General features: G+C 71.8%; 16 protein-coding genes. 9 read left to right on the top strand and 7 right to left on the bottom strand.

What is annotated here, in order from left to right:
• Positions 1-269: 269 nt before the first annotated feature.
• Positions 270-971 carry a LuxR C-terminal-related transcriptional regulator gene (locus ACH4PY_RS02155; protein WP_398174897.1) on the bottom strand — a complete coding sequence of 234 codons (702 nt, stop codon included), beginning with the start codon at positions 969-971 and terminating at the stop codon, positions 270-272.
• Between the two features lie 296 nt (positions 972-1,267).
• Between ACH4PY_RS02155 and ACH4PY_RS02160 the strand changes: the two genes are divergently transcribed.
• From ACH4PY_RS02160 to ACH4PY_RS02170, 3 genes are all read left to right on the top strand, one after another.
• Positions 1,268-2,611: a hydrolytic protein gene (locus tag ACH4PY_RS02160; RefSeq protein ID WP_398174900.1), complete on the top strand. Its 1,344-nt coding sequence runs from the start codon at positions 1,268-1,270 to the stop codon at positions 2,609-2,611.
• A gap of 113 nt (positions 2,612-2,724) precedes the next feature.
• Complete coding sequence (locus ACH4PY_RS02165; RefSeq protein ID WP_398174903.1) at positions 2,725-3,006, top strand: type II toxin-antitoxin system Phd/YefM family antitoxin; 282 nt, start codon at positions 2,725-2,727, stop codon at positions 3,004-3,006.
• Between the two features lie 3 nt (positions 3,007-3,009).
• On the top strand, positions 3,010-3,291 hold the full coding sequence (locus ACH4PY_RS02170; RefSeq protein WP_398174906.1) for a type II toxin-antitoxin system RelE/ParE family toxin: 282 nt from the start codon (positions 3,010-3,012) through the stop codon (positions 3,289-3,291).
• Positions 3,292-3,563: 272 nt separating this feature from the next.
• On the opposite strand, the gene ACH4PY_RS02175 is transcribed toward ACH4PY_RS02170, so the two are convergent.
• A complete protein-coding gene (locus ACH4PY_RS02175) occupies positions 3,564-4,550 on the bottom strand; it encodes a pirin family protein (protein ID WP_398174909.1) in 987 nt (328 codons plus the stop codon).
• 141 nt (positions 4,551-4,691) lie between these two features.
• The gene (locus ACH4PY_RS02180; protein ID WP_398174912.1) at positions 4,692-5,204 is read right to left on the bottom strand and encodes an SseB family protein; all 513 of its coding nucleotides are present in this window, start codon (positions 5,202-5,204) and stop codon (positions 4,692-4,694) included.
• Positions 5,205-5,371: 167 nt separating this feature from the next.
• On the opposite strand from ACH4PY_RS02180, the gene ACH4PY_RS02185 reads away from it, so the two are divergent.
• The 3 genes from ACH4PY_RS02185 (at position 5,372) to ACH4PY_RS02195 (ending at position 9,314) form a co-directional block, all read left to right on the top strand.
• A complete protein-coding gene (locus ACH4PY_RS02185; protein ID WP_398174915.1) occupies positions 5,372-7,198 on the top strand; it encodes an acyl-CoA dehydrogenase in 1,827 nt (608 codons plus the stop codon).
• Positions 7,199-7,342: 144 nt separating this feature from the next.
• Positions 7,343-7,951, top strand: coding sequence for a Uma2 family endonuclease (locus tag ACH4PY_RS02190; RefSeq protein WP_398174918.1), 609 nt, complete (start codon positions 7,343-7,345; stop codon positions 7,949-7,951).
• Between the two features lie 67 nt (positions 7,952-8,018).
• The gene (locus tag ACH4PY_RS02195) at positions 8,019-9,314 is read left to right on the top strand and encodes a M18 family aminopeptidase (RefSeq protein WP_398174921.1); all 1,296 of its coding nucleotides are present in this window, start codon (positions 8,019-8,021) and stop codon (positions 9,312-9,314) included.
• A gap of 67 nt (positions 9,315-9,381) precedes the next feature.
• On the opposite strand, the gene ACH4PY_RS02200 is transcribed toward ACH4PY_RS02195, so the two are convergent.
• Positions 9,382-10,614: a hypothetical protein gene (locus ACH4PY_RS02200; protein ID WP_398174924.1), complete on the bottom strand. Its 1,233-nt coding sequence runs from the start codon at positions 10,612-10,614 to the stop codon at positions 9,382-9,384.
• 100 nt (positions 10,615-10,714) lie between these two features.
• Entirely contained in the window at positions 10,715-11,971 is a 1,257-nt protein-coding gene (locus tag ACH4PY_RS02205; RefSeq protein WP_398174927.1) for a hypothetical protein, read from the bottom strand.
• A gap of 206 nt (positions 11,972-12,177) precedes the next feature.
• Between ACH4PY_RS02205 and ACH4PY_RS02210 the strand changes: the two genes are divergently transcribed.
• Positions 12,178-12,405, top strand: coding sequence for a hypothetical protein (locus ACH4PY_RS02210; RefSeq protein ID WP_398176026.1), 228 nt, complete (start codon positions 12,178-12,180; stop codon positions 12,403-12,405).
• Positions 12,406-12,439: 34 nt separating this feature from the next.
• Here ACH4PY_RS02210 and ACH4PY_RS02215 read toward each other — a convergent pair whose 3' ends face one another.
• Positions 12,440-14,305: an NHL domain-containing thioredoxin family protein gene (locus ACH4PY_RS02215; protein ID WP_398174930.1), complete on the bottom strand. Its 1,866-nt coding sequence runs from the start codon at positions 14,303-14,305 to the stop codon at positions 12,440-12,442.
• A gap of 40 nt (positions 14,306-14,345) precedes the next feature.
• Here ACH4PY_RS02215 and ACH4PY_RS02220 point away from each other — a divergent pair, with 40 nt between their 5' ends.
• Entirely contained in the window at positions 14,346-14,831 is a 486-nt protein-coding gene (locus ACH4PY_RS02220; protein ID WP_398174933.1) for an LURP-one-related/scramblase family protein, read from the top strand.
• A gap of 241 nt (positions 14,832-15,072) precedes the next feature.
• Here the strand turns inward: ACH4PY_RS02220 and ACH4PY_RS02225 are convergent, their stop codons facing one another.
• Complete coding sequence (locus tag ACH4PY_RS02225; protein WP_398176028.1) at positions 15,073-15,873, bottom strand: carbon-nitrogen family hydrolase; 801 nt, start codon at positions 15,871-15,873, stop codon at positions 15,073-15,075.
• A 134-nt stretch (positions 15,874-16,007) separates the two neighbouring features.
• Here ACH4PY_RS02225 and ACH4PY_RS02230 point away from each other — a divergent pair, with 134 nt between their 5' ends.
• Positions 16,008-16,832, top strand: coding sequence for a maleylpyruvate isomerase family mycothiol-dependent enzyme (locus ACH4PY_RS02230; RefSeq protein WP_398174936.1), 825 nt, complete (start codon positions 16,008-16,010; stop codon positions 16,830-16,832).
• Positions 16,833-16,872: the final 40 nt, after the last annotated feature.

A 16,872-nucleotide genomic window follows, 5' to 3' on the forward strand; every position in this document is an offset into this window, starting at 1 on the left:
CCCAGGCGAAAGCGCCTGCGGGGGTCGGCAGGTCCGGTCACGGTCCCCTCCCAGGGTGCTGCGGCGTTCGGGTGCGCGTACGGGCGCGCGGCCGTACGTGTGCGGCCGTACCGGCGTGCGCGGGTGCGCCTGCGCGGCCGTACGGGGTGCGACCCTGCCAGCCTGCCGGGCGGCGGCCCCGGACGGCAGGGCGCGCGGGCCGTATCCGGGGGAAGCAGCGATGTGCTTTCGGGAAACCGCGGCTCCCCCCGGGGTACGGTCCGCGGCCGTCAGATCAGTCCGTTGCGCAGCGCGTAGCCGACCGCGTGGGCCCGGTTGCGCAGTTGCAGACGCGTCGTGACCTCGTGCAGTACGTTCTTGACGGTGCGTTCGGAGTACGCGGTCTTCCGGGCTATCTCCGCGGTGTCCATGCCCTCCGAGACCAACCGCAGCATGTCCGCCTCACGTGTCGTCAGGCTGGACAGCGACAGGCCCTGCGGCTCCAGCTCCGAGCGGTGCAGGCTCGCGACATGTGTGAGGAGCTTGCCCAGCATGTCGCCGGGCAGCACGCCCTCACCGTTGGCGATGGCCTTGACCAGGTGCAGCAGCCGGTCCTGGTCCGCCTCGGCACGGCGCAGCACGGCGGCCACCCCGCACTCGATGACCCGCTGGAGCGCGCCGGGCCCGAGACTGCCGGCGATCAGCCCGGTGCGGGTGGCGTTGTTGTGCCGCAGCCGGTGCAGCAGCGCGGCGACCTGGTCGTCGACGCCGTCCACGACCACGAGCGTGACCTGGGCCCGGTCCGCGTCCGGGCCGTCGACCAGCTCGATCTCCGGGCGCTGGCGCAGCTGCTGGACGATGCCGACGCGAAGGACGAGGTCGGCGGCATGGACGGCCACGGTCACCCGGGCCGGACGCGTGTCGAGTAAAACCCGGGGGGCTGCGGAGGCCACCCGGGCCGGGGCGGGTTCGTGTGACGCGACTACGGACATGGTTCAGGCTCTCCTCTGCGCATGGCACGAGTGTCATGCGTTCCGCAAGTTCTGTAGGTGTTCGGTGACGGGCTTTCGGAAGCATCGGGTGCACGCAGGGGCGGTCAGTGGCGTCGGAGGAGTACGTCGGGCGAGGGTCGCACGGGCCGTTGACCGACTGCGTGTCAGTCGTATTAATGGAACAACTCTGTTCAACAACAACATAGTTGCTCTGACTTCCCGGGCATTACTTCTGCCCTTGTATTGCCCTCGTCACACCTCGTGTCGGCCCCGTCCACGGATCTACGCTCGCGTGCGTGACGCCTTCTGCAGCCTCTTCCGGTACCGGCGCGTCCGGTCTCGACATTCCGGAAGTGGCGGTCGCCCCCGGCGGCACCGCCACGACCACGCTCACCGTCCGCAACGACAGCGACATCGTCGAGGCGTACAGCCTGGAGGTCGTCGGGGACTGCGCGCCCTGGTCGACCGTGGAGCCCGCGCGGGTCTCCCTCTACCCCGGCACCGCCGAGACCGTGACCATCCGCCTGGATCCACCACGTTCCCCGGAGGTACGGGCAGGCGCGGTGCCCCTCGCGGTACGTGTGCTGCCCGCCGAGCACCCCGACGCCGTACGGGTGCCCGAGACCACCGTGCACATCAGCGAGTTCCACGAGCTGCGCACCGAACTGCTGCCGCGCCGGCGGCGCGGCTGGCTGCGCGGCCGCTACCGGCTCGCGGTGCGCAACCAGGGCAACACCCCGGTGCGGGCGGGCTTCACGCCGGGCCAGGCGGGCGACGAGCTGAAGTTCGCGTTCTCACCGACGCGCGTGGCCCTGGAGCCCGGCGAATCCGCGGAACTGCGGCTGCTGGTGCGCACCGGGCGGCCGATCTGGTTCGGCAAGGCCGTCACCCGGCCGTTCGCGCTGACGGCGACCGAGTACGCCATGGAGCCGGTCACCCCGGAGATCCCCGTCACCGACGAGAGCGCGGCCCCGCGGCCGCCGCTGGACGGCGAGTTCGTCCAGATCCCGATCTTCCCGCGCTGGCTGCTCGCCGTACTGGCCGCGATCGTCGCCCTGCTGCTCCTGTGGTTCACACTGGTCCGCCCGACGGTGCGCAGCACCGCGAAGGCCGCGGCCAACAAGGTCGTCCACCCGCAGCCCAGTACCGGCTCCCAGAACGCCCCCAATCCCGGCGACGCGGGCGCCGCCCCGACCCCGAGCCAGGGCGCCGGCACCCAGGCCAGCACCGGAGGCACCGGCGGCGCCAGCGGCGGCACGGGCGGCACCGGCGTCGCGGGCAGCCAGCAGGCCTCCCAGACCATCGACGTCAAGGCCTCCGCCGGGCAGACCAAGACCGGCGTCTACCAGGTCCCCGCGGGCCAGGTCTTCCGCGTCACCGACCTCGTCGTCGCCAACTTCCAGGGCGACGAGGGCGTCCTCACCATCACCTTCGGCGACCGCAAGATCACCACGATCGCCCTGGAGACCTTCCGCAACCAGGACTACCACTGGGTCACCCCGATCGAGGTCGCCCAGAACGAGTCCGTCTCCGTCGAGGTCACCTGCCAGAAACCCGGCACCCCCGCCACCGGCAAGCAGTCCGCCGGCTGCCACGAACTCCTCAACGTCAGCGGCCTGGTCGGCACGATCACGAGCTGACCCGCACCAGCAGATGAGGGCCCCGACGGCGATGCCGGCCGGGGCCCTCTTTTTGCGCTCGGGGCCTTCCCGGCTGCGAACCCCCTCTCATGTACATCTGCTACATTCATGACATGAGTGAACCGGTGATCGAGTCCATGGCGGAGGTCCGCAGCCACCTCGCCGACGTCATCGATCGTGCACGCCGGGAGGAAACCCCGACGATCATCACCCGCCGCGGCAAGCAGGAAGCCGTGGTCATCGACATCCAGGAGTACCAGCGCCTGCGCCGGCTCGCCGAAGACGCGGAAGAGGCGTGGCTGAACCAGTTGGCCGACGAGGCCGAGTCCGAAGGCACGGAGGGATCGGTCTCACTCGAAGAGATGGCCGCCATGCTCCGTGACCACGAGGGCTGATCAGTGGGTTACGTCACCCGCTTCACTCCGCATGCCCAGCGGGACATGCTCAAGATCGCGCGCCCGGACGCCCTCCGCATCCTCCACCGCCTCGCCGAACTCCAGAAGGCGATGGACAACGGAGACGTCGCGGCGTTCGACATCAAAGCCCTCCAAGGACACGACGCCCGCATGCGGCTCAGGGTCGGCGACTACCGCATCGTCTACACGGTCGAGAACGCCCAACTGGTCGTCTGGGTAATGACGGTCGCCAACCGCCGCGACGTCTACCGACAGATTCCGTAGGACCACAGCGCGCCCCACCGAGTCGGGCCCGAAACGGGACCAGGCAAACGGACCGTTGCGGCACGGAGCAGGTCGGCATTGACCGCGCAGCTCCGTCCTGCACGCCACGCGAGCCCACCGGGCCAGACTCAGAAGGCGAGGTCGTCCGGCGATGACGGAGGTGCCGCGGGGGCGGACGATCCACGCCGGGGCGCGGGAACCGGCCATCCGGGCAAAGGCCGAGGGCCCGCCCCCCCGTCAGGGGAGCGGGCCCTTCCGCGGAAAAACGGCGGCTACTTGCCCAGGGGGGAGTCCGCCGGGATCGTGCCGAGGCGGCCGGCCTGGAAGTCGTCGAAGGCCTGGGCCAGTTCCGCGTGGGTGTTCATCACGAAGGGGCCGTACTGCATCATCGGCTCGCGGATGGGGCGGCCGCCGAGCAGGACGAACTCGAAGTTCGCCGAGCGGGAGTCCTGGGTCTCGGACGCCCGCAGGGTGAGGGCGTCCCCGGAGGCGGAGCCGGACGTGTCGCCCTTGCCGAAGACGACGGCCTGGCCCATTCCGAAGGGGCGGGCCTCGGGGCCCGCGAAGCCGGAGCCGGCGAGGCCGTAGGCGAGGGCGTTGAAGTCCGCGCGCCAGGGGATGGTGAGTTCGGCGCCGGGGGTGAGGGAGATGTGCGCCATGGTGATGGGGGTGTGGGTGGCGCCGGGGCCGACGTGGCCGCCGAGGTCGCCGGCGATGAGGCGGATGAGGGCGCCGCCGTCGCCGGAGGTGAGCAGCTTCAGGCCGGAGGCGCGCAGGTCCTGGTACTTCGGCGGCATCATCTTGTCCGCCTTCGGCAGGTTCACCCACAGCTGGAGGCCGTGGAAGAGGCCGCCGCTGAGGACGAGGGACTCCGGCGGGGTCTCGATGTGGAGCAGGCCGGAGCCCGCGGTCATCCACTGGGTGTCGCCGTTGGTGATGGTGCCGCCGCCACCGTGGGAGTCCTGGTGGATGAAGGTGCCGTCCATGATGTACGTGACGGTCTCGAAGCCGCGGTGCGGGTGCCAGGGGGTGCCCTTGGGCTCGCCGGCGGCGTAGTCCACCTCACCCATCTGGTCCATCATGATGAACGGGTCGAGGTGCCGGTAGTCGATGCCGGCGAAGGCGCGGCGGACGGGGAATCCCTCGCCCTCCAGGCCGCTCGGGGCGGTGGACACGGCGAGGGCGGAGCGGGAGTGGGCCTCGGCGGGTGCGGTGACCCGCGGCAGGGCCAGCGGGTTCTCGACGGTCACGGCGGGCATGGGGGGACCTCCTCGGGGACGATGCGCTTCCAATGTAGTTGAACACTGAACATCTCGCAACGCGTGACCATTCCCTCACCCGATCGGGCGCGAGAGCCCAAGGGGCACAAGGGGCGTAACGGACTCAAGGAGCGGCGGACCTCAGCCGTACATCCGGCGCATGGTGAAATCGACCATCTGTTCGACGGCTTTCGCGTCGAAGACCATCCGGTGCTGCCCGTCGATGTCGAGGACGAAGCCGTAGCCGGTCGGCAGCAGGTCGAGCACCTCGGCGCCGGTGATGACGAAGTACTTCGACTCCTTGCCGGCGTAGCGGCGCAGCTCCTTGAGCGAGCTGAACATCGGGATGACGGGCTGCTGGGTGTCGTGCAGCGCCAGGAAGCCCGGGTTGTCGCCGCGCGGGCAGTAGACGCGGGAGGTGGCGAAGATCGCCTGGAAGTCCTCGGCCGCCATGGAGCCGGTCGTGAAGGCGCGCACGGCGTCGGTGAGCGAGGGCGGCGAGGGCTCGGGGTAGCCGCCGCCCATGGGGGGCGCGGCGTTCGGGTCGGCGTAGCCGTTCATCGGCGCGCCGGGGTCGGGGTAGCCCGGCATGGGCGCGGGTCCGCCGGGACCCGGCCCGGGGCCCGGATTCGCGCTCTGGTCGTAGCCGTACACGGCCCCTAGCGTAACGGCGCTCCGCGGCACCCGGGCCCGGATCCGGGCGCGGGCCGCGGTGGATCGATCCCGTCACATCCCGGGAGCGGGGCTTGCGCCTTATTACTGACGGGTAGCATCATGGGTGAGACGTTTTGTGACACCAGCAGCGATACGGAGCCGACGTCATGGGCCACTACAAGTCGAACCTCCGCGACATCGAGTTCAACCTCTTCGAGGTGCTCGGCCGCGACCAGCTGTACGGCACGGGTCCGTTCGCCGACATGGATGCCGACACCGCGCGCGACATCCTCGCCGAGCTGGCGCGCCTTGCCGAGAACGAACTGGCGGAGTCCTTCGCGGACACCGACCGCAACCCCCCGGTCTTCGACCCCGAGACGAACACCGCACCCGTGCCGGACACGTTCAAGAAGAGCTACCAGGCCTTCATGGACGCCGAGTACTGGCGCCTCGGCCTGCCCGAGGAGATCGGCGGCACCACCGCGCCGCGCTCCCTGATCTGGTCCTACGCCGAGCTGGTCCTCGGTTCCAACCCGGCGATCTGGATGTACTCCTCCGGCCCGGCCTTCGCGGGCATCCTCTACGAGGAGGGCACGGAGCAGCAGAAGAAGATCGCCGCGCTCGCGGTGGAGAAGCAGTGGGGCTCCACGATGGTGCTCACCGAGCCGGACGCGGGCTCGGACGTCGGCGCGGGCCGCACCAAGGCGATCCCGCAGGACGACGGCAGCTGGCACATCGAGGGCGTCAAGCGCTTCATCACCTCGGGCGAGCACGACATGGCCGAGAACATCATCCACTACGTGCTGGCCCGCCCCGAGGGCGCCGGACCGGGCACCAAGGGCCTGTCGCTGTTCATGGTGCCGAAGTTCGCCTTCGACCCCGAGACGGGCGAGCTGGGCGAGCGCAACGGCGTCTACGCCACCAACGTCGAGCACAAGATGGGCCTGAAGGCGTCCAACACGTGCGAGATGACCTTCGGCGACCGGCACCCCGCCAAGGGCTGGCTGATCGGCGAGAAGCACGACGGCATCCGGCAGATGTTCCGGATCATCGAGTTCGCCCGCATGATGGTCGGCACCAAGGCCATCGCGACGCTCTCCACCGGCTACCTGAACGCGCTGGAGTACGCCAAGGAGCGCGTCCAGGGCCCGGACCTGGCGCAGTTCACCGACAAGGCCGCACCCAAGGTCACCATCACCCACCACCCCGACGTGCGCCGCTCGCTCATGACGCAGAAGGCCTACGCCGAGGGCATGCGCGCGCTCGTCCTCTACACCGCCTCCGTCCAGGACGCGATCCAGGTGGCGGAGGAGACCGGCGAGGACGCCCGCCGTCTGCACGGCCTCAACGACCTGCTGCTGCCCATCGTCAAGGGCTACGGCTCGGAGAAGTCCTACGAGCAGCTCGCGCAGTCGCTGCAGACCTTCGGCGGCTCCGGCTACCTGCAGGAATACCCGCTGGAGCAGTACATCCGGGACGCCAAGATCGACACCCTCTACGAGGGCACCACCGCGATCCAGGGCCAGGACTACTTCTTCCGCAAGATCGTCCGCGACCAGGGCCAGGCGCTCACCGCGCTCAGCGAGGAGATCAAGAAGTTCCTCGCCGACGCGGCGGGCGGCGAGGAGCTGGCCGAGGCCCGCGACCAGCTCGCCAAGGCCGCCGCCGACCTGGAGGGCATCGTCGGCACGATGCTCACCGACCTGGCGGCCACCGAGCAGGACGTCCGCAACATCTACAAGGTCGGCCTCAACACCACCCGGCTGCTGCTCGCCTCCGGCGACGTGGTCGTGGCCTACCTGCTGCTGCGCGGCGCGGGCGTCGCCCTCGACAAGCTGCCGTCCGCCTCCGCCAAGGACGTGCCCTTCTACCAGGGCAAGGTCGCCGCGGCGAAGTTCTTCGCGACGAACGTCCTGCCGCAGGTCGCCGTCCAGCGCGCGATGGCCGACACCGTCACCCTCGACGTCATGGACCTCCCGGAGGAGGCGTTCTGACGCCCGTCTGACGGAAGGCACCCTTCCACTTCCGGTGCCCTGACCTGCCGAAACGTCCCGCCTTCACCCTTTCGGGTGGGGGCGGGACGTTCGCGTGTGGGTACGCTGAACGGGACGGCAAGAATCCCGCCCATGGGAGGAACCATGACCGCCGAGGCCGCGCCTCATATGGCGCCCGCACAGCCGGACGGTTCTCCGTGGCCGGTGCCGCCGGTGGACGGATACACCATTGACGACTTCTTCCGGCTCGATCTCCCGCCGCACACCGAGCTGATCGACGGGAGCCTCGTCTTCGTGAGTCCGCAGCGTAAGTTCCACACCCTCGTCATGTACCTGCTGGAGCGGTGCATGCGTGCTACCGTCCCGGAGAGCTTGCGGGTCCGACGTGAGATGGCCGTCGTTCTCACCCCCCGCACTGTGCCCGAGCCCGACCTGATCGTTGTCGACGCGGACGCCGACGCTGACCAGCGGCAGAGCCGGTACGAGGCGGCAGACGTCGTGCTTGCCGTCGAGGTCGTCTCGCCGGATTCCGAGAGCCGTGACCGCGAGACCAAGCCGCGTAAGTATGCGAACGCGGGGATCCCGCACTTCTGGCGGGTCGAGATGACCGACAGCGGGCTGCCTGCCGTGTACGTCTTCGAGCTCGAACCGACGACGAAGGCCTACGTCCCCACCGGCATCCACCGTGATCAGCTCAAGGTCGAGGTCCCCTACCCGATCAGCGTCGACCTCACCGAGATCGACCGCATGTGACCGCGTCCGACCGTGTCACCCGTCACCGCCCGGGTGACTGTCGGCCGGGTTTTCTAGACTGGCCGGTATGAGTTCCGCACCGCGGGTTTTCGACCGCTCGCACACCGACGACCTGGCCACCTTCGTCAAGGCGGCGCCCACGCCGTACCACGCTGTGGCCGCCGTGGCGGAGCGGCTGGAGGCTGCGGGCTTCCGGCGGGCGGCGGAGACGGACGCGTGGGACGGCGAGGCCGGCGGGAAGTACGTGGCCCGCGGCGGGGCGATCGTCGCGTGGTACGTGCCCGCGGGGGCGCGGCCCGAGACGCCGTACCGGATCGTCGGGGCGCACACCGACTCGCCGAACCTGCGGGTCAAGCCGCGGCCCGACATGGGGGCGGCGGGCTGGCGGCAGATCTCCGTCGAGCTGTACGGCGGTCCGCTGCTCAACAGCTGGCTGGACCGCGACCTGGGCCTCGCCGGGCGGCTCACGCTGCGCGACGGCTCGACGGCGCTGGTGGACGTCGACCGGCCGCTGCTGCGGGTCGCGCAGCTCGCGATCCACCTCGACCGCGGGGTCAACGACAACGGGCTGACGCTGGACAAGCAGCGCCACCTCCAGCCGGTGTGGGGCCTGGGCGAGGCGCGCGACGGGGATCTCGTCGCCTTCCTCGCCGCCGAGGCGGGCCTGGACGCCGACGACGTCACGGGGTGGGATCTGATGGCGTACGACACGCAGCCGCCCGCCTATCTCGGCCGGGACCGCGAGCTGCTGGCCTCCGGGCGGCTGGACAACCTGCTGTCGGTGCACGCCTGCACCGCCGCGCTGCTGGCCGCCGTCGAGGCGGGCGGCCTGACGCACATCCCGGTGCTCGCCGCCTTCGACCACGAGGAGAACGGCAGCCAGGCCGACACCGGCGCCATGGGCCCGCTGCTCGGCAACGTGCTGGAGCGCTCCGTGCACGCGCGCGGCGGCGGCTACGAGGACCGGGCGCGGGCGCTGGCCGGTTCGGTGTGCGTGTCCTCCGACGTCGGCCACGCCGTCCACCCCAACTACCCCGAGCGGCACGACCCGACGCACCACCCCCGGGCCAACGGCGGGCCGATCCTGAAGTCCAACGTCAACCAGCGCTACGCCACCGACGGCGCTGGGCGCGGCCTGTTCGCCGCCGCGTGCGAGAGCGCGGGCGTGCCCTTCCAGCACTTCGTGTCCAGCAACGCCATGCCGTGCGGGACGACGATCGGCCCGATCACCGCCGCCCGGCACGGCATCACCACGATCGACGTCGGGGTGCCGATGCTCTCCATGCACTCCGCGCGCGAGCTGTGCGGCGCCGACGACCCGGCGTACCTGGCCGGGGCGCTCACCGCGTTCCTGCGCGCCTGAAGCCTCCAGGCGCAGAGAAGCGGGCCCGCACCCGGGGGAGGGTGCGGGCCCGCCGTTCACGGGGGGCTCAGCTCCGGGCGAGCACCAGCGGCACCGCGTCCTCGGCGAACGGCCCGTCCGGGCCCTCCTGGTGGCCGACGACCGTCAGGCCCTGCGGGCCGTACGACACGCCGTCGGCAGTGATCAGGCCGCCCGCGGGCGCCGCGGGCAGCGCCAGCCGGTGCCAGCCGTTCGCGTCGGACCGCATGGCGTAGCCGTCCCGGCCGCCGACCACGCTGCCGGTGACGGTGACGCCGCCCGGCGTGAAGGCGAGGTCGTTGAGCTGCCCCGCGTCCGCCGGTACCGCGACCTGGCGCCACACGCCGCCGGTCTTGCGCAGCAGCAGGGCGTGGCCCCGGTCGTCCTCGGTCAGCAGCGTGCGGCCGACCGCCCACACGCTGCCGGAGGCGTCCACACCGAGGCCGTAGACCTCGCCGCCGTACGCCGGGTCCGGGAGCTTCTCGGTGCTCCACGCACGGCCGTTCCAGTGCTGGACGACCGGCACGTCGTCGCCGCCCCAGCCCGCGGTGTAGACGTCGTGCCCGGACACCGCGAGCGCGTTCGGCAGGTAGGTCAGCTGGTCGGGAACGGTCACCCGGGTCCAGGCGTGGCCGTCCCAGTGGACGACCAGCGCCTCCATGTGGTCCTCGACGGTCCAGCCGCCGGGCTTGCCGGGAGTCGGCGTCGCGCTGTCGAAGATCTGGAGCCAGCCGGTCGCCCACACGTCGGAGGGCCCGGCCGCGACCACCTGGGTGAGGCCGCCGCCCTCCGAGTTCGCCGGTGTCGGCACCGGCTCGGCGTGCCAGGAGGTGCCGTCGAAGCGGTCGGCGAGGATCGGCCCGCACACCTCGTAGCCGGGCGGGAAGCCGCAGTTCGTGCTGCTGCGCCCCTCCAGGCCGACCGCCCACGCCTGGCCCGCGGCGCCGGGCACGGCGGCGACGGAGTTGATCTCGTTCTGGCTGACGCCGACGCCCTCGGACGGCAGCGGCACCGCCTGCCAGCCCTTGCCGTCCCGGTCGTCCTTGCGCAGCAGCAGCGGGCTCTGGCGGACGACCTTCGTGCCGTCGGCCTGCTGGCTGAGACCGCCCGCGTAGGTGACGTGGTCGCCGACCTGCGTGACGTCATACAGCGATCCGCTGCCGGGCGGCACGGGCTGGGCGGTCAGCGGACCCCCACCGGCAGCCGTGGCGGTGCCGGTGAGGCCGCCGGTGGCGATCAGGGCGGCGGCTGCCACCAGGGCGGCGGAGGCTGAAGTCCGCATGCGCATAAGCGAGTTCTCCGATCCGAGCGACGACGGAGGATTCCGTCCGCTCCTCTCACGCCTGGCACCGCCCCGAGGTGACAGCCCCGGTCCCGCGGGTTCAGCGCTGGGTGAGCACCTCCGGGAGCACGTCCCCGGCCAGCGGGCCGTCCACGCCCTCCTGGTGGCCGACGACCGTCACGCCGTGCTGCGGGCTGTACGTCATGCCCTCCGTGGCGAGCAGGCCGCCCTCGGGGGCGGCGGGCAGCGCGAGGCGGTGCCAGCCCGTGGCGTCGAGCTGCGCGACATAGCCTTCGCGGGCGGCCGAGACGTCGGAGCCGGAGACGGCCACCCCGTCCGGCGTGAGGGCCAGCTTGGTGAGCAGCCCCGCGTCGGCCGGCACCGCGACCTGGCGCCACACCCCGCCGGTCCTGTGCAGCAGCAGGCCGTGGCCCTCCACGTCGTCCTCGCCCAGCCAGGTGCGGCCGACCGCCCACGGTGAGCCGGTGGCGTCCACGCCGATGCTGTACAGCTCGGCTCCGTCCGGGAAGGCCGGGAGCCTGTCGGTGGTCCACTTGCGGCCGTTCCAGTGCTGGACCACCGGCGTCTCCCCGTCGGTCCAGCCCGCCGTCCAGACGTCGTCGCCGGACACCGCGATCGACGCCGGGGTGTAGGACAGCTGGTCGGGCACGGTCACCCGGTTCCAGGCGTGGCCGTCCCAGTGGACGACCAGCGCCTCCAGGTGGCTCTCGGTGTGCCAGCCGCCGGGCTTCGGCGGGGGGTTCGGCTCGGCGTGGTCGACGATGACCACCCAGCCGGCCGCCCACACGTCGGAGGGACCGTTGGCGACCACCCGGCTGAGACCGCCGCCGTCCGCGTTCGCCGGCACCGGCACCGGTGCGGACGTCCACGACGTGCCGTCGAAGCGGTAGGCGAGGATCGGCGGGCACGCCTCGTGGCCGGGCATGGCGCAGTCCGCCGTCTGCGGCTCCAGGCCCACCGCCCACGCCTGGCCCGCGGTGCCGGGCACGGCGGCGACCGAGTTGATCTCGTTGAAGGTCTCGCCGAGTTCCTGCTTGGGCAGTTGCACCGGCTGCCAGCCCTTCCCGTCCCGGTCGTCCTTGCGGAGCAGCAGGGGCGACCCCTGGAAGTCGCCGTCGGCGCCGACCTCCTGGGCGATGCCGCCCGCCAGGGTGACGTGGGCGCCGGACTGGACGACGTCGTACAGCCGCCCGTTGACATCCGGCAGGGGCTGGGCGGTGAGCGGCCCGTTCCCGGCGGCCACCGGCCGCGGGGCGGCCGAGGCGGTGCCGGTGAGGGCACCGGCGGCGATCAGGGCGGCGGCGGCCACCACCGCGGCGGAGGCCGAAGTCCGCATGCGCATAGAAGAGTTCTCCGATCCGGACGGCGACAGGAAGCGCTGCCCGCCCTTCTCACGCACCGGAGCACCGCGCGGTGACACCCCAAGTGATGGTTTCCGCAAGGAAGTTGAAGACGATGCATGCAACTCCCAAGGCAGGGCAGGCGATCCACCAGGACAGCAAGCAGGAATCCGTGCGAAATCCACCTCTGGAGGCGGACACCGTGGGTATCGGAGGCTGCATCATCCTGATCGCCGCGGGCGGCATCCTCACCTTCGCGACGAACTGGCACGCCAAGGGGGTCAACCTGGACCTCGTCGGCCTGATCATGATGGCCGTGGGCGTCATCGGGCTCGCCGCGTACGTGAGCATCTTCAAGCGCCGTCAGCTCCCGCCGACACGTGAGGGCGACGTACCGCCCGTCGTCGAAGAGCGCTACTACGGGCGCTGACGGCGGGCGGCACCCCGGCCCGCGGACCGGGAGCTCAGCCCTCGTCGAGCCCCGCCAGCACCAGAGCCAGACGGGTGTCCCCGGTGTCGGCCAGCCGCACCGGGACACCCCAGTCCTGCTGGTGCACATGGCACGCCGGGTACTCGTTGGCGGGATCGTCGTCGCAGGACGCCGCCATCGCCGAGACGTGCAGCACGCCCTCGGGGACGGAGGGGTCGAGCACCAGGTCGCGAAAGAGGTCGGTGCCCTTGCCCGCACCGTCCGTGAGCAGCTCCGGCGGGGTCGCGCTGACCAGCAGCCGCGTCGAGGGGCCGTACCGCTCGTCGAGCTTCTGCCCGGTGGGCGCCGAGAAGACGACGTCCAGCCGGAAGGCCCCGGGCGCCACGTCGGTCGCGGCCCGCTGCGTACGGTGGGCGACGGCCTCGACGCGTACCGCCTCCTCCGGCAGCCGCAGCCGGGTCAGCCGGTGCCGGGCGGACTCCACGACGACGATGTCCCCCGCGACGACGGCCGCGTCGGACGGCTCGCGCAGATCGGTCGCCAGCGTGCTGACCTCACCGGTGACGGGGTCGTAGCGGCGCAGCGCGTTGTTGTACGTGTCGCTCACCGCTACCGAGCCGTCCGGCAGCCCGGTCACGCCCAGCGGGTGCTGGAGCAGCGCCTGGCCCGCGGGCCCGTCCCGGTGGCCGAAGTCGAACAGCCCGGTGCCCACCGCCGTACGGATGACATAGCCCTCGCCGTCGGCGGCGCGCTCGGCCCAGCGCAGCGCGGAGGTCTCGGAATCGGCGATCCACAGCCTCCCCCAGCCTCCGGCCGGGGGTGCCCCCTTCTCGCTTCGCTCCCCGGAGACCGTCAGCCCCGACGGCTGGGCGAACCACGCCTCGTGCGCCGGGCCGTCCACCAGTCCCTCGTTGGTGGTGCCCGCGGCGACCTCGACCCGCTCGGTCACCGGGTCGTACGTCCACAGCTGGTGCACGCCCGCCATCGCGATCCACACCCGGTCCTCGAACCACGCGACGTCCCACGGCGACGACAGGTCCACCTGGAGCGCCTGCCCCGCGGTGGGCGAGCCCTGCCACCACTGGCGGCCCGTGCCCGCGACCGTCGTCACCACACCGGACTCCAGGTCCAGCCGGCGCAGCGCGTGGTTGACGGTGTCCGCGACGACCACACTGCCGTCCGGCAGCATCGCCAGACCCTGCGGCTCGCTGAAGCGCGCGGTCGCCGCGTCCCCGTCCGCCAGGCCCCGCACCCCGCTGCCGATCCGCCGCACGACGCTCTCGCCGTCCGCGGCCAGCTCCACCAGGGCGTGCCGCGTCGAGTCCGACACCAGGTAGTGGCCCGAACCCGGCAGCGCCAGCATCTTGCCGGGGAAGCGCAGATCCGTCGCCACGGGCTCCGGCGGCACGTACGGGCCGTCACCACGGCGCAGCGTGCCCTTCGCCGCGTGCTCGGCCTCCAGCTCCGTGACGAGCCGCTCCAGCGCGTGCGCGTGCCCCTCGCCCGCGTGCTGCGCGACGACGTAGCCCTCCGGGTCGATCACCACGAGCGTCGGCCACGCCCGGACGGCGTACTGCCGCCAGGTGGCCAGCTCCGGGTCGTCCAGCACCGGGTGGTGCACCTCGTAGCGCTCCACCGCGTCCACCACCGCGTCGTGCTCCGCCTCGTGCACGAACTTCGGCGAGTGCACGCCGACGATCACCACGGTGTCCCGGTGCCGCTCCTCCAGCTCCCGCAGCTCGTCCAGGACGTGCAGGCAGTTCACACAGCAGAAGGTCCAGAAGTCCAGGATCACGATCGACCCGCGGAGGTCGGCGAGGGAGACGGTGGCCCCACCGGTGTTCAGCCAGCCGCCCCTGCCGGTCAGCTCGGGCGCCCGGACGCGTGCACGTGCAGTCATGTCCCCATCCAACAGCATTTCCCGGGGTAGGCATTCCCGTATGAAATACGTGGTGCGGGAGAAACTGCTCGCCATCGGCGAGGACTACTGGATCGAGGACGAGGACGGCCGCCGCGCCTTCTACGTCGACGGCAAGGTGCTCCGGGTCAGGGAGACCCTGGAGCTCCAGGACCCCGACGGCGAGGTGCTCGCCGTCATCCACCGCAAACTGCTCACGCTGCGCGACGCGATGACCGTGGAACGCGGCGGGGAGATCCTCGTCACCGTCCGCCGCCGCAAGCTCGCCTTCCTCCACGAGGTCTACCGCGCGGAGCTGGCCACCGGTGAGGAGCTGGAGATCCGCGGGGACCTCATCGGCAAGGAGTACGACATCGAGTACGAGGGCGAACGGCTCGCCCGCGTCTCCCGCCGCCTCCTCTCCCTGCGGGACGCGTACACGGTGTCCGTGGAGCGCCCGGACGCGGACGCGGCGCTGCTCATCGCAATGGCAGTCTGCGTGGACCGCCTCGCCGCGAAGGAGGAGTGACGCCCCGGCGCCGGGGCACCCCGCGGGTTCGCCTCAGGGGGGTGCCCCTTTCCCCGCGCCGACGGGTGCGGATCCGTCGTGGCCGGTCGCGCAGTTCTCCCCCAGGCTCCGCCCGGGAGGTGCCCCCACGCGCCCCTAAAGACGCTCGCCCTGCGCAGTGAGGGCAACCACCAGGGGCGCGGGGAACTGCGCGACCAGCCCCCACCGGGGGAAGATCGCGGCGACCACCGCAAGGGGCAGGTCAGAGCGTGCCCGGCGGCGGAACGGGAAGCACGCGGTCGCGCAGGACCGGGAAGTCCAGCCGAGTGGTCGCCACTCGCGCAGGGTCCAGCTCGCAGGTGAGGAGCTGTTCCGCGGGGCCGGCCTCGGCCAGGACGACGCCCCAGGGGTCGACGACCATGCTGTGCCCGGCCTGCTCCACCCCCGCGTGCGTCCCCGCCGTCCCGCACGCGAGGACGTACGCCTGCGACTCCACCGCCCGCGCCCGCACCAGCACGCGCCAGTGGTCGAGCCGCCGCGCCGGCCACCCCGCGCACAGGACCACAAGCTCCGCCCCGCCGTCCACGAGCAGCCGGAACTGCTCGGGGAAGCGCAGGTCGTAGCACGTGGCGAGCCCGACGACGCCGAACGGCAGACGCAGCGTCACCACGGTCCGCCCGGCGTCGAGCACCGCGGCCTCGCCGCTGTCGAAGCCGAAGCGGTGGATCTTGCGGTAGGTGGTGACGAGTTCGCCGTCGGGCGAGAAGAGCAGCGCCGTGTTGTAGAGGGGTCCCTCGGGGTCGCGTTCGACGATCGACCCGGCGTGCAGCCACACCCCGGCGTCCCGCGCGGCAGCGCTCATCGCCTCGGCGGTGGGCCCGTCGTCCGCCCGCTCCGCCTCCGTCGCGAAGTCGTCGGAGGCGAACGCTCCGACGGGCCACAATTCGGGCAGGACGACAAGATCCGCACCTGCCTGGGCGCGGACGAGCGCGGCCGCACGCTCCCGCCGCCGCGCGGGCGTCTCCGCCGGGTCGACGTCGATCTGGACAAGCGTTGCGCGCACCTGGACACCGCCCATACGTTGGGTCGTCAAGCCGGGCCTACCATCGTCACTCGAAAGCACTGCGTGGGCGCCCGCGCGCAGCGTAACTTAGGCGCCAACCACCACGACCGCGCACCGATCCGTCGAGGGGTCCCGTGACCGTCCACAGCAAGCTCCAGCCGTACATAGACGCCTGGACCCACTCCATCGAATCCGTCAACGAGCTGGTGTCGCCACTTGCCGAGGGGGAGTGGAACCGCCCCACGGAGTGCCCGTACTGGTCCGTGCGCGACGTCGTCTCCCACCTCATCGGCTTCGAGTGCGAACTTCTCGGCGATCCGCGCCCCATCCACACCCTTCCCAGCGACCTGCGGCACATCACCTCGGAGACGGCCCGTTACACCGAGGTGCCGGTGGACATCCGGCGGCACCACACCGCTCCTGAGATGACGTCGGAGCTGGAGTACACGATCATCCGCAGGTCGCGGCAGCTGCGCAACGAGTCGCGGCAGCCCGACGCCACGGTGCGGGCGATCGGCGGCGGTGAGACGACGCTGGAGGAGCAGCTGTGGAACCGCGTCTTCGACGTCTGGGTGCACGAGCAGGATCTGCGGCGGGCGCTCGACAAGCCGGGCAACCTGGCCTCGGCGGGTGCGGTGCTGGCCCGTGACAACGTGCTGCGGGCGCTGCCGAAGCTGGTCGCGCACGACGCGGGCGCGAAGCCGGGCTCCGCGGTGGTCTTCGACGTGCACGGGCCGCTGGAGTTCATGCGGACCGTCCGGGTGAACGCCGAGGGCCGCGGCACGATCGACTCCGCGGTCTCGCTGGGCCCCGCGGTGACCTTCGTGCTGGACTGGGAGACCTTCCTGCGCCTGCTGACCGGCCGCGTCCGGCCGGCCGCGGTCGCCGGCCAGGTGAAGATCGAGGGCGACGCGGACCTCGCCGACGCGATCCTGCGGCACATCGCCGTGACGCGCTGAGCCGTCCGGCGGAACCGCCGTACGTACGCCGAACGGGTGC

This window comes from Streptomyces sp. NPDC021224, from assembly GCF_044332905.1.
In the GTDB taxonomy this organism is placed as follows: Bacteria; Actinomycetota; Actinomycetes; order Streptomycetales; family Streptomycetaceae; genus Actinacidiphila.